The sequence below is a fragment of the Bacillus sp. AP8 genome, from assembly GCF_000321185.1.
Taxonomy (GTDB): domain Bacteria; phylum Bacillota; class Bacilli; order Bacillales; family DSM-1321; genus Bacillus_AD; species Bacillus_AD massilioanorexius.
In genome coordinates this window covers 1-13210 of the sequence record NZ_CAPG01000059.1, presented here as the reverse complement: position 1 = coordinate 13210, position 13210 = coordinate 1, and the positions used below count along the sequence as shown (strand labels likewise).

Below are 13210 nucleotides of genomic sequence, written 5' to 3'. Positions count from 1 at the left end.
AATAATTGACTTATGTAGCTGTTGATATAGGTGCATCAAGTGGTCGCCTAGTGTTAGGAGAGATCCAGAATGACAAACTTGAAATCAAAGAAATTCACAGATTTGCAAATGGATTTACTGAAGTAGGTGGGACATGTTATTGGGACATTGATCATTTATTAACAGAAATTGTTAAAGGTTTACAGGTTGTGAAAAGCTTAGGGCATCATTCTTGTACCGTAGGCATTGATACTTGGGCAGTTGATTATGTATTAGTTGATGAAAAAAGTAAGCGGTTACAAGAGGTTGTATCCTATCGTGATCATCGTACAGAAAACACAATAAATAAAGTGACAAAACAGATTTCGAAAGAAGATATATACGAAAAAACAGGTATTCAGTTTTTGCCTTTTAATACTCTTTATCAGTTGTATGAAGAAGATCCAAGTAAACTAGCAAAAGCAAAGCATATATTGATGGTTCCTGATTATTTAGGTTATTGTCTGACGGGAAATGCAGTATCAGAAGCAACCAATGCCTCATCAACACAATTGTTAAATGTACACAGCGGTGACTATGATGAGGATTTACTAAAACTGTTACATATGAAAAGAGAACAATTTCCTCCACTAAAACAGCCTGGTTTTGTACTTGGAAATGTGGAAAAAAGCAGGTTCCCAGAATATGAACTTCCAGATTGTCAGGTTATTACTGTGGCTACTCATGATACGGCATCAGCGGTATTAGGGACACCTGGAACGAAAGATGATTGGGCATTTTTAAGCAGTGGAACATGGTCCTTACTTGGAATGGAGCTTGATCAGCCTGTGATTTCTGAACAAGCCTTTCAGCACAATTATACAAATGAGTGGGGGGCTTTTAAAACGACACGTTTTTTAAAAAACATTATTGGGATGTGGCTCATTCAAGAAGTAAGAAGGCTTCTTCCAAAAGATTATAACTTTGCACAGTTTGTGGAAGAAGCTAAGAAAGTGACTGGGATTCCACCTTTTATTAATTTCAATGATGAGCGATTTTTAAATCCAATTAATATGATTGAAGAAATTCAAAGTTATTGTCGTGAAACACATCAAGTCGTGCCAGAAACAGCTGGAGAGTTAGCGAGTTGTATCTATACTAATTTAGCAATCATTTATACCAATTCAATCAATGATTTAGAACAAATTACAGGTAAGAAAGTCAATCGTCTACATATTGTAGGTGGTGGCGCTCATAATGAATTGCTAAATCAATTAACAGCTGACTTGAGTGGTAGAGCAGTTTATGCAGGTCCTACGGAAGCGACGGCTATTGGCAATTTGGTTATGCAAATGATTGCAACAGATGAATTGAAGAATATAGAAGAGGCACGCCACTTCATTAAAGAATCATTTGAAATAAAAGAATATCAACCACAAGTTATGAATCGTACAGAAATGCTTCAACAATTCAAGGAGGTTACATCAAATGAACGAGAAAATTCAGCAAAATTATGCTATAGCTAAAGATTTATACGCCAATCTTGGAGTGGACGTAGAAGCTGCAATGGAGAAATTAAGCCAAATTAAAATTTCAATGCACTGCTGGCAAGGCGATGACGTGCGAGGTTTCATTAATAAAGATCAAGACTTAACAGGTGGAATTTCTGTAACAGGGAACTACCCTGGAGTAGCAACGACACCAGAACAATTGCGCCAAGACTTAGAGAAAGCATATTCTTTAATTCCTGGTAAGCATAAATTGAATTTACATGCGATTTATACAGATACGGATGAAAAGATTGATTTTGATGAGATTGAACCACGTCATTATTCTAAATGGGTAGATTGGGCGAAGAAGTTAGGTCTAGGCCTTGATTTTAATCCTACTTGCTTCTCTCATCCTAAATCGGCTGATGGCTTTACATTAAGTCATCCAGATAAAGAGATTCGTGATTTCTGGATTGAGCATTGTAAGCGAGCTCGTAAAATAGGAGAGTACTTTGGAAAAGAGCTTGGGCAAACTTGTGTAACAAATGTATGGATTCCTGATGGGTTTAAAGACAACCCCGTTGATCGTTTAGCTCCTCGTAAACGTCTACAAGAATCATTAGATGAGGTATTCGCTGAAGAATTAAACTCGAGCTATAACTTAGATGCTGTTGAAAGTAAATTATTTGGGCTTGGAGCAGAAAGTTATACAGTCGGTTCTCATGAGTTTTATATGGGCTATGGTTTATCAAGAAATAAATTAATTTGTTTAGATGCAGGACACTTCCATCCAACAGAGGTGGTATCTACTAAACTATCGGCGATGAAATTATTTACAGAAGGATTATTACTTCACGTGAGTCGTCCTATTCGCTGGGATAGTGATCATGTTGTGACATTTGATGATGAACTACAAGCAATCGCTAGAGAATTAGTTGTAAATGACATGCTCGAAACAACTCACATTGGATTAGATTTCTTTGATGCAAGCATTAACCGTGTTGCTGCTTGGGTTATTGGAACACGTAATATGCTAAAAGCATTGTTAATGGCAATGCTGGAACCAACGGAACAGCTAAAAGAAATTGAGTTGAATGGTGACTACACTACTCGTTTGGCGTTGATGGAAGAACTAAAATCATATCCTTTCGGAGCTATTTGGGATTATTATTGTGCAACTCAAAATGTACCAGTTCGTGAAGAATGGTTACAAGAAGTAAAGGCGTATGAACAAGAAGTATTAGTTAAGAGAAATGTAGAACCAGTATTAGTATAAGAACAATTTCTATGTCTTAGGCTCTGTTAAACGTTACTGTTGATAGTTAACAAGAAAATTCGTGAGTATCCCGCGGGAGAAGTTAGAAAGACCATGACTCTAGAGTAAGGATAGAACGAGGAGGCTTGGCCTTCTCCCGTTGTGCAAACGAAGGGAAGATTTATGAACAATGAAGTTTAACATGGCAAAACTTTAAAAAAAAGGTGGATGAAACATGTATCAGGATATACTAAGCGCACCTTTCGTGAAAGAAATGTGCGATACAACAGCAAACCTATATCGTTTAGGTTGGGATGAGCGCAACGGAGGCAATATTAGTTATCTATTAAATGAAGAAGAAGTTCAAACATATCTTGATATAAATAAAGTATCACGTACGATTCCAATGAGCTTTGATGCTTCAGCAGTAGCAGGAAGATACTTCATTGTAACTGGCTCGGGTAAATATTTTAAAAACGTAATGGGAAATCCTGCAGTGAATCTAGGAATTATTCGAATTGCAGCGGACGGTAGAAGCTATGATTTGCTCTGGGGATTTGAAGATGGTGGTGTAGCGACAAGTGAATTGCCTACACATTTAATGAATCATATTCAACGATTACAAGTAGATCCAAACCATCGTGTTATTATGCATTGTCATGCTACACACTTAATTGGTATGACATTTACTCATAGTTTAGATGAAAAAGAATTCACGAAAACATTATGGGAAATGTGTACAGAATGTATCGTTGTCTTCCCTGAAGGAGTAGGAATCATTCCTTGGATGGTACCAGGAACAGATGCTATTGGAGAAGCTTCTGCAGAGAAAATGAAAGAAGTGCGTATTGTAATGTGGCCACATCATGGTATTTTTGGTGCAGGTACAACAATGGATGAAACATTTGGTTTAATTGAAACAGCAGAAAAAGCAGCGGAAGTATACACAATTGTTTGTGCTCAAGGTGGGAAAAAACAAACCATCACGGATGAACAATTACAAGAGCTAGCAGATGCGTTCGGTGTGCAGGCAAGACCTGGCATTTTAAAGGTTCGTGAAGGTGTTCTTATTTAATTGAAAGTTATCTAATAGATTGTTGTTTTTAAATAAGTTCACAGAACCAATGGGCATAAAATGGTCGGATGGAGTGTAAAGTGCGAGACTCCTGCGGGAGCAGCGGGACAGGTGTGTCCCGACAGGCACAAAGTGCTGAGGATGCTCACTGTCTGCCCCGCGGAAAGCGAGCATCTTGAAGAGGATTTTACTTAGTCTATATTACTGCTTGTTCATTTGTAATAAAGTATGCAAAAACAGCCTATTTAATAAATCTAGGAGTGATGTAGCGTGATTAGAAAAGCTAGTGTCATGAAGGTTTACCGTGATCAATATGAGGAATACAAACGTCGCCATGATGAACTTTGGCCGGAAATGGCAGATGAACTACGCAAGCATGGTTCACATAACTATTCCATTTTCTTATTAGAAGAAACAGGTCAATTATTTGCCTATGTTGAAATCGAAGACGAAGCCAAATGGGCTTCCATGGCAGATACAGATATTTGTAAGAAGTGGTGGGCTTACATGGAACCGTTGATGGAAACAAATCCAGATAACAGTCCAATAGCTACTGATTTAAAAGAAGTATTTTTCTTAAAGTAAATAATCTATTTCGTTTTCCTTAGCTGTAATACTGGGGAAAGCGTCACACCATGAGAGGAGTTAATAGAATGGCTGGAACTAATAAAGGCAGTTTGAAGTCAACGATTACTGTAGCAATGTCCAACTACTTAGAAGCTGGATCTATTGTGGCCGGTGCTGGTGGTTTAACGCTTTGGGTTGAATATTTAGGCTTGAATGATTCAATGGTAGGTTTATTAGGGGCTCTAAGTGCAAATGGATTTGGGGCGGCTATTGGGGCATTACTTGGGGGATTTTTGGTTGATCGATATGGTCGTAAGTTTATCTATAAATATGATTTATTAGTGTACATGCTTGGAGTAGCACTAATTGCTTGCTCATTCAATTTTCCAATGCTTTTAGCAGGTTATGTTATTACAGGTATTGCTGTAGGAGCTGCGATTCCTGCCGCTTGGACATATATTGCAGAAGAAGCTCCAGCTGAGGAACGTGCCGCCCGTGTAGGTTGGGGACAGTTAGCCTGGGGAATTGGGCCAGTAATTTCTTTACTTCTATCTGTTGCTTTAGCACCTCTTGGCTTATTAGGAAGCAGAATTATTTTTGCTCAGCTTTTTGTAATCGCTTTAATTACCTGGATTTTACAACAACAAATTAATGAATCAACTATTTGGGAAGAACAGAAAGCGAAAGAGAAAGAGGATAAAGAGAAAGGTAAGCTGGAAAAAGGTTCACTTAAAGAATTGTTTACAAACAAAGCTAACTTAAGAGCTTTAACGTTGTTAATTGGTATCTATTTCTTCTGGAATCTAGTAGCTGGAACAAATGGTTATTTTATGCCTTATATTTATGAAACAGTCGGTGGATTAACTTCTGCTCAAGCAAATCTGTTGCAAGCATTCTTATGGGTCTTAACAGTTGTTGCAACGTACTTTGTATTTATTAAACTTGGAGATAAAGTGAGCCGAAAGCTGCTATTTGGAATTGGAGCAGCATTAGGTATTGTCGCGTGGGCTGTACTAGCATTTGGTAGCATGGGTATTACGGAACTATTAATTTACGTGCTATTCTGGGGAGTTTCATGTGGATTTGGTGCGCAGTGTTTCTACGGTCTATGGTCAAGTGAATTGTTCCATACGAAATATCGTGCACAAGCACAAGGTCTTATGTTCTTTGTAGCTCGTGTTGGTGTAGGATTAATATCTTTAGCTGTTCCGGTTTTAATTTCTACATTAGGCTTCAAAGTTGCCGGTGCTATTATGATTGGTTTCTTAGTAGTACATATGTTAATAGGAATCTTTATGGCTCCTGAAACTCGTGGAAAAACGCTCGAGCAAATACAAGAAGAGCGATATGGTAAAGCTAGCTAAAAAATCTATGTAAATAGAGGGAATATTTACTTAAAAAAGTTTATTTTAAATATTCCCTCTGCATTTTATAATAAATTTGTGAAACTTTGAACAATATAATTGGAGGGAAGACTAATTATGATGTATTATTTACCAAGCAAGAACTTGATTGGACGAGATTGTTTAAATCAGTTAGGAGCTGAAGTTGCAGCATTGGGGTTTCAGAAGGCTCTGATTGTAACGGATAAAATCTTAAGTGAAAACGGCGTTGTAAAAAAAGTGACAGATCAATTAGATGCAGTAAATGTTACATATACGATTTATAATGAAGTAACTCCAAATCCAACATGTGCCCAAGTAGATAAGGGTGTAGAGATATTAAAATCTGAAAACTGCGATTTTATTCTTTCTATTGGTGGGGGATCTCCACAAGATTGTGCAAGTGCTATGAGTATCCTTGCTACTAATGGAGGAAATATTCGTGATTATGAAGGACTTCATAAATCAAAAAAATTAGGATTCCCGACTGTGGCAGTTAATACAACAGCTGGTACATCTGCAGAGCTTACGATAAATTATGTCATTACAGATGAAGATCGCGGAGTAAAAATGGTTTGTGTCGATAAGAATAGCCTCGCTCTTCTTTCAGTTAATGATCCAATGCTCATGCTAGATAAACCTGCTAGTTTAACAGCGGCTACTGGTATGGATGCATTAACACATGCAATTGAAACCATTGTAACGCCAGGGGCTACTCAAATTACAGATGCAACAGCTCTTGAAGCTGTACGTATCATTTTCGATTCACTGCCAACAGCTGTGAAAGATGGTCATAATGTAGATGCTCGTGAACAAATGGTTTATGCTTGTTTCTTAGCTGGAGCTGCATTCTCAAATGCTGGATTAGGGTTTGTTCATGCTATGGCTCATCAGCTTGGAGGTATTTACGACCTTCCGCATGGTGTATGTAATGCGATGTTATTACCAATCGTTGAACGTGAAAATGCTAAACATGCACCAGAGAAATTCCGTAAAATTGCGAAGGTATTAGGTATGCATGTATGTGATAAATCAGACGAAGAGTGCAGCCAATTTGTTCTAGATAAAATCATGACTTTATCTGAAGAAGTAGGTATTCCAAAATCTTTAAAAGATCTTGGCGTTGAAAATCCTGATTTAGATTTATTAGCAAGCAATTCTTTATTAGATGCTTGTGCACCAGGTAATCCATTTATGCCAACAAAAGAACAAACAATTGCTATGTTTAAAGAAATTCTTTAAGAATCTATAAATCTAAAGTAACGGGGCCACTCAAAAGTAATTTTCAATCACTTTTGAGTGGCCCTTCTTGATCGAATACTTCGTGGCCTATGAACAAGTTTCGAGTTGAATTCTGTTACAGGAGGCTAGCACTTACTCTTTAATCGCCCTTTTTTATGCTCTGAACTTAGTTAAAAACAGCAAATAAAAAAGAGGTATCCAACATAACTATGCCTTTGGGATACCTACTTTGATTTGTATTTATATATTACTCAGCTGCAGGTGCTTCAGGATTTAACTCAAGTTCAATGCTAATTTTAATATCTTTACCAACTAAAACGCCGCCTGTTTCAAGTGCTGCATTCCAAGTTAGTCCGAATTCTTCACGATTGATTTTAGTTTCAGCCTCAAATCCGTATACTTCTACACCCCAAGGGTTTGTACCTTTTCCGTTATATGTTACCTCAAATGATACTGGTTTTGTTACGTCTTTAATTGTTAAGTCACCAGTCACTTCATAGTCACTTCCAGAACCCGTAATATTTGTTGATTGAAATTTCATTTCAGGATACTTTTCTGTTTCGAAAAAGTCCGCTGATTTTAAATGATTATCGCGATCTTCACTTTTTGTATTGATGCTTGCTACATCGAATGTGAATGTGATATTTGCTGTTGTAAGATCTGATAAGTCTGCTGCCACGACATCAGCTGTATAGTTTTCAAAGTTACCTTTCACTTTTGATACCATCATATGCTTCACTTGGAAACCGATGTTTGAATGTGATTTGTCTACTACGTATTTTGCCATTGAAAATTCCTCCTCATCATTTATCTCTACTTCAAGATATTACCCTAAAATTTAAGACGATAAACTCAAATCGATTATTTTTTTATCGTCATTGATTACGTTAATTAGTATCTGTTTATTACTATAAACACAAAATATCTCGAAGTCAAGATATTTTATTTAGGAATATTATATTTCGGATTTTTATTTTAGAAATTAATGAAAAAAATCATCATGAAAGAAGGATTAGCCCGTTTGGGACGGGTAGGACCTGAAAGAGTAGTTATGCTTTTTTTATAATAGTGAATTGATATTCATTTTTTGTTCCGTATGTTATAGTGTAAAAGGATGAAGAACAAAGGGGGGATGGCTATGAACATAGAGGAAGGTACTATATTAACTTGGAGCAGAACGTTTACTGAAGAGGAAGTATTGCAGTTTGCTGAAATAACAAGAGATCAAGGTCATCATCATATGCAGCAAGACGATAAAGGACGTATTATGGTTCATGGCTTATTAACGGCTAGTTTAGGAACAAAAATCGGTGGAGATTTAAATTATATTGCAAGAGAAATGGTAAGTGAATTTGTTCGACCTGTCTTTGCAGGTGATACGATTACTTGTGAGGTTTTGCTTACAAATGTTGAGCAAATGAATGGATATAAGAAAGTAGCCATTAAATCCGTTTATCGAAACCAATTGGGTAAAGAGGTTTTATTTGGCTCTAGTCATGGGATTATACGCGATTTATAAATGATTCTTCTGAAGGAAGAGTCTTTTTTTAATGGAGCAAAATGAACCGTAATTATACAATGCTACAATATTAATTATGATTTTTCTTAGAAAAATTTGCACTTTCTTTGGTAATGCTTCATATTATTGATACTATTATAGAATAGGTATGAATAATTCAAGTCAGTGAAGAGATTACTAAATAAGATATCTTATCGCAACGGTCTTATATGTAAAAGGAGAGTGTCATTGTTGATTATTTTAAAATCAAAAAGTGAAATTGAGAACATGAGAAAAGCAGGAATTCTGCTAGCAACGATTCATCAAGAAGTAAAAAAAATGATGAAACCTGGTATGACTACGTTAGAAATTGATACTTTTGTAGAAAAATATATGCGTGACCATGGAGCAACACCTGAACAAAAAGGATATCATGGTTTTCCTTTCGCCACTTGCGCTTCTGTAAATGACGAAATTTGTCACGGTTTCCCGACAAACAAACCTCTTAAAGAAGGTGATATCGTAACAGTGGATATGGTTGTCAATCTGAATGGCTATTTAGCGGATTCTGCATGGACTCATACAGTAGGTAAAATATCTGATAAAGCAGCGGATTTATTAGCGGTAACTGAAAAGTCACTGTATTTAGGGATTGAACAAGCCGTACCTGGCAATCGTTTAGGAGACATCGGTCATGCTATTCAAAGCTATGCAGAAAGTAAAGGTTACTCTGTGGTAAGAGATTTTACAGGGCATGGCATTGGACGTACTATGCACGAAGATCCAACGGTTCTTCATTACGGAACACCTGGAAAAGGAGCTAGATTAAAAGCCGGTATGGTTATTACGATTGAGCCAATGCTTAATGAAGGCTCATGGCATAGTAAGATGGATAGTAATGGCTGGACAGCACGTACAGTCGACGGGAAGTTATCTGCTCAATATGAACATACACTTGCCATTACAGAGGATGGTCCTGTTATTTTAACGAAACTGTAATCGTTTTTTATCATAAAAAGTACAAGCTTTTCATACATCTATAGTAAGTACAAGGCATCACACAAATGTGCGGTGTCTTTTTTATATAGATGTGTGAGAGTAAAATGTATTTCTATAATCTGAGAATAAATGGAGTTTGGTAGATGTCTAACCTTACACCTGCCATGCTAGGCTATAAGCCTTTCCTTTACGGAAGGAAATACCCGCCCCTTCCTGCAAGGCTTGTCTTATAGGCTCCCGCATGTCTCCTTTTTGACAGGAAACATATTTGAATATGAGTTAGGTAAAGGGCAAAAATTTTTTCTAAGCTAACAGTCAAATCAAAAAGGAACGGTGCCGGTTTTTCTAAATAGAAAGGAGCTTTTTATGAATAAACGCTGGGTACTTCCTTTAGCAATTACTCTTTCCTTATTAGTTGGTTTGGTGGGAGGATTGTATATGGGACCGAATATTTTTCTCAAATGGGATGCTCCTAAGAATGACAAATTAAAGCAAGAGCCGACAACAAATAAGGATGACCAATTAGAGCTAGTAAAAGTGGAACAGGTATATCAATTAATCAAAGAGCATTACATTGAAAAAATGACAGATGATGATCTTATTACAGGTGCGATAGAAGGAATGGTAGCTAAATTAAAGGACCCTTATTCTGTTTATATGGATAAGGAAGCGGCTAATCAATTTAGAGAATCTCTAGATTCTTCTTTCGAGGGTATTGGAACAGAGATAGGAGTGGAAGATGATAAAATTATTATCGTTTCTCCTTATAAAAACTCACCAGCAGAAGAAGCAGGCCTAAAAGCAAAAGATGAAATCCTTTCTGTAAATGATGAAAGTGTACAAGGACTGAATGTACAAGATGTTAGCGTGAAAATTCGAGGGAAAAAAGGTTCAAAGGTAAAACTTGAGATTAAACGACCAGGTGTTACAAAAATATTAACCTTTGAAATCATCCGCGATACCATTCCGATTGAAACGGTCCATTCCAAAATAAAGGAAGAGTCGGGAGAGAAGCTCGGGTATATTGAAATCACGCAATTCTCGAGTGAAACAGCAGCTGATTTCAAAAGACAACTAAAAGTATTGGAAGTTAAAGATATTAAGGGACTAATCATTGACGTTCGAGGAAATCCAGGTGGATTGCTTTCTTCTGTAGATGAAATAGTCAGTGAATTAATTATAAATGAAAAACCGTACTTACAAATAGAAAGAAGAAATGGTGAACATGAAAAGCTTTTCTCTAAGCTGAAAGAAAAGAAACCATACAATATTGCGGTATTAATTGATAATGGAAGTGCTTCTGCATCGGAAATATTAGCTGCAGCTTTACAGGAAGCTGGTGGCTATGAACTAATTGGAGATAAAACGTATGGAAAAGGTACTGTCCAGCAAGCCGTTAAGCTAGATGATGGTAGCAATATTAAATTAACATTAGCGAAATGGCTAACTCCAGATGGAAACTGGATTCACAAAACAGGAATAGAGCCAACGATTGCTATCAAACAACCAAAACTATTTAATACACAAGCTATCAACATTGAAAAAACATTGAAACGGGATATGACAGGAGATCAAATTCAGCATGCGCAAGACATCTTAAGAGTACTAGGCTATGAACCAGGTAGAAACGATGGATATTTTGATTTGAAAACAGAAATTGCTGTCAAGGCTTTTCAAAATAATTCAGGAGTAAAAGCGACAGGGAAAATTGATGTTAAAACAGCGAGATTGCTAGAACAAAAGGTAAGTAGTAAAATGAAAGACGATGACAATGACCTTCAATTACGTACAGCCTTACGATATTTAGTAAAATAACATTAAGGGAAAGCACTTGCTGATGAGCAAGTGCTTTTTTATGCTATAACGGGAAGTTGAATGAGATTAGTTAAAAGCTGAATTAAAAACCTCAAAAGTTGAATGGAATGATAGTAGAGTTGAACCAAATCAGTGAAAAGTTGAATGAATTCCGTCGTAGAGATATCCGTTTACTTAAGAAACGGCTTTGAAAGAGGAATATGAGTGCGATAAAGCCCTTTGCAAAGTCAAAATTCCAAAAGAATCAATTAAATTATCATAAAATGGCTGAAGGAAGCTTCACTTTATTTGGTTATAGCATAGGCAGGGAAGTAGGTCTTTGATAAAATAGTAATTAGTATATTCAAAAAGGAAGGTGGATAAAGGTGGGAACCGAATGGCTGATTGAATTTTTGTTAGGGACAGGGAAGTTGTTTTTACATCCACTATTTTATTTTTCCTTTTATCTTTGTATAGTGCTCGGCTATAGACGTGTAAAGAGAGAAAGAAAAGATTTCAAGATTCGTGTCGAAAGCGGCTATTTTGAGCTGAAAAATCTATTACCAATTGCTATTCTCATAGGATTAGCATTGTCCATTATTACTATAATAAGTGGATTAGTCATTCCATTTGCTGCTATTATTATTATTTGTGCAGTTACCATCTTTATTAGTTTGACATTAAAGGTGCGTTTGTTGTCACCTGCCTATGTAATCGGAAGTTCTATCTTTATTTTGTTTTTTTTATTTGAAAAAGAAGTTCCAATTCCATACTTAGGAGACGCTATTGCAAACATGGAAACGTCTCTATTTCCATCGTTAGCGGTATTAATGGGATTATTAATGATTGCTGAATCAATCTTAATTAAAAGTAATGGAGCGAAGGGTACATCTCCAATGCTGATTACTTCTAATAGAGGAATGACCGTTGGAGCACATCAATCGAAAAAACTTTGGCTTTTACCACTTTTTTTATTTATTCCTGGAGGGGATTTACCTTTACCATTTGATTGGTGGCCAGTATTTGAATTAGCTGACAATCTATCAGTTACACTTATTCTTGTACCTTTTTTAATGGGTTTTTCTCAAAAAGTTCAAGCGAGATTACCAGAAGAAGCCATTTCCATGACAGGAACAAGAGTGTTAATGGTAGGATTCGTCGTATTAGCAGTTGCTATCGGAAGTATTTGGATGCCGATTTTATCTATTATAGCGGCTACAATTGCTATACTAGGTAGAGAACTTATTCACTATTTTATGAAAATGAATGAAAATCGTTTGCCTTTTTATTTTACGAAAAAGAAGAAAGGTGTTTTAATCTTAGGGATTATTCCAAATTCTCCTGCTGATAAAATGGGTTTAAGTATAGGTGAGGTTATTACAAAAGTTAATGGACAAGCTGTTCAATCAGAAAAGCAATTCTATGAGGCTTTACAAAAAAATCGAGCACATTGTAGATTAGAGGTCTTCGATGTATATGATCAAATTCGTTTTGTTCAGAGAGCGTTATTTGAAGGAGAACACTACGAGTTAGGAATCATATTTATACAAGAAAAAGCGAATGTGAAGCAGGCTATATAAAAATTTTGTGATTTTTCATAATTAGTTAGAAATTTTTCATAATTAGTTAGAATGATTTTTCATAATTAGTTGTAATAAAGATGATGCCTTTCTTCTAAGGTATCATCTTTATTTAATTTGAATACAAAGGGTGTTAATAATGAAACAACAATTGTTAATTTCTCTAGAGCCTTTTGAAGACGAATGTTTAAGCAGTTATATTACCAGATTAACTATTGAGAATTTATATGATAGTGTGAGCTGGATATGCAAGAATATAGGAACAACTAAGGATCACCTTTTTGATGTCCAACCTGATTCCCCTATTATAAAAGAACTTAATAAATTAACAGGAGTACCTATATATAAGCTAAATAAATTAACGTGGATA

Annotated in this window: 12 protein-coding genes; 11 read left to right on the top strand and 1 reads right to left on the bottom strand. The window is 36.1% G+C overall.

The genetic code is table 11. The features are described from left to right. Positions 1 to 5: 5 nt before the first annotated feature. From rhaB to BN349_RS14555, 6 genes are all read left to right on the top strand, one after another. Entirely contained in the window at positions 6 to 1484 is a 1479-nt protein-coding gene (gene rhaB / locus BN349_RS14580; RefSeq protein WP_019243064.1) for a rhamnulokinase, read from the top strand. Continuing rightward, positions 1447 to 2724 carry an L-rhamnose isomerase gene (gene rhaA / locus BN349_RS14575; protein WP_019243063.1) on the top strand — a complete coding sequence of 426 codons (1278 nt, stop codon included), beginning with the start codon at positions 1447 to 1449 and terminating at the stop codon, positions 2722 to 2724. The genes rhaB and rhaA overlap by 38 nt, the downstream gene beginning before the upstream one ends. Before the next feature lie 214 nt (positions 2725 to 2938). Beyond that, on the top strand, positions 2939 to 3778 hold the full coding sequence (gene rhaD, locus BN349_RS14570; protein ID WP_019243062.1) for a rhamnulose-1-phosphate aldolase: 840 nt from the start codon (positions 2939 to 2941) through the stop codon (positions 3776 to 3778). A gap of 270 nt (positions 3779 to 4048) precedes the next feature. Further along, positions 4049 to 4363, top strand: a complete 315-nt coding sequence (gene rhaM / locus BN349_RS14565; RefSeq protein ID WP_019243061.1) for an L-rhamnose mutarotase — start codon at positions 4049 to 4051, stop codon at positions 4361 to 4363. Between the two features lie 68 nt (positions 4364 to 4431). Next, positions 4432 to 5709, top strand: coding sequence for an MFS transporter (locus tag BN349_RS14560; RefSeq protein WP_019243060.1), 1278 nt, complete (start codon positions 4432 to 4434; stop codon positions 5707 to 5709). 117 nt (positions 5710 to 5826) lie between these two features. Further along, positions 5827 to 6969, top strand: a complete 1143-nt coding sequence (locus BN349_RS14555; RefSeq protein WP_019243059.1) for an iron-containing alcohol dehydrogenase — start codon at positions 5827 to 5829, stop codon at positions 6967 to 6969. A gap of 247 nt (positions 6970 to 7216) precedes the next feature. Here the strand turns inward: BN349_RS14555 and BN349_RS14550 are convergent, their stop codons facing one another. Beyond that, positions 7217 to 7756 (bottom strand): YceI family protein, encoded by a 540-nt coding sequence (locus BN349_RS14550; RefSeq protein WP_019243058.1) that lies wholly within the window; start codon positions 7754 to 7756, stop codon positions 7217 to 7219. Between the two features lie 351 nt (positions 7757 to 8107). On the opposite strand from BN349_RS14550, the gene BN349_RS14545 reads away from it, so the two are divergent. From BN349_RS14545 to BN349_RS24005, 5 genes are all read left to right on the top strand, one after another. Next, positions 8108 to 8488 carry a MaoC/PaaZ C-terminal domain-containing protein gene (locus tag BN349_RS14545; RefSeq protein WP_019243057.1) on the top strand — a complete coding sequence of 127 codons (381 nt, stop codon included), beginning with the start codon at positions 8108 to 8110 and terminating at the stop codon, positions 8486 to 8488. A 231-nt stretch (positions 8489 to 8719) separates the two neighbouring features. Then, positions 8720 to 9466 carry a type I methionyl aminopeptidase gene (gene map, locus BN349_RS14540; RefSeq protein WP_019243056.1) on the top strand — a complete coding sequence of 249 codons (747 nt, stop codon included), beginning with the start codon at positions 8720 to 8722 and terminating at the stop codon, positions 9464 to 9466. 366 nt (positions 9467 to 9832) lie between these two features. Next, positions 9833 to 11281 (top strand): S41 family peptidase, encoded by a 1449-nt coding sequence (locus BN349_RS14535; RefSeq protein WP_019243055.1) that lies wholly within the window; start codon positions 9833 to 9835, stop codon positions 11279 to 11281. A gap of 365 nt (positions 11282 to 11646) precedes the next feature. Next, entirely contained in the window at positions 11647 to 12840 is a 1194-nt protein-coding gene (locus BN349_RS14525) for a PDZ domain-containing protein (protein WP_019243053.1), read from the top strand. Between the two features lie 139 nt (positions 12841 to 12979). Then, positions 12980 to 13210: TniQ family protein (locus BN349_RS24005; protein ID WP_034294431.1), on the top strand; the 231-nt coding region annotated here is incomplete at its 3' end.

Bases quoted from the DNA above. Each gene is read 5' to 3' on its own strand.
- rhaA (WP_019243063.1), top strand. From the start codon at position 1,447: ATGAACGAGAAAATTCAGCAAAATTATGCTATAGCTAAAGATTTATAC.
- rhaD (WP_019243062.1), top strand. From the start codon at position 2,939: ATGTATCAGGATATACTAAGCGCACCTTTCGTGAAAGAAATGTGCGAT.
- BN349_RS14560 (WP_019243060.1), top strand. From the start codon at position 4,432: ATGGCTGGAACTAATAAAGGCAGTTTGAAGTCAACGATTACTGTAGCA.
- BN349_RS14555 (WP_019243059.1), top strand. From the start codon at position 5,827: ATGATGTATTATTTACCAAGCAAGAACTTGATTGGACGAGATTGTTTA.
- BN349_RS14550 (WP_019243058.1), bottom strand. From the start codon at position 7,756: ATGGCAAAATACGTAGTAGACAAATCACATTCAAACATCGGTTTCCAA.
- BN349_RS14545 (WP_019243057.1), top strand. From the start codon at position 8,108: ATGAACATAGAGGAAGGTACTATATTAACTTGGAGCAGAACGTTTACT.
- BN349_RS14535 (WP_019243055.1), top strand. From the start codon at position 9,833: ATGAATAAACGCTGGGTACTTCCTTTAGCAATTACTCTTTCCTTATTA.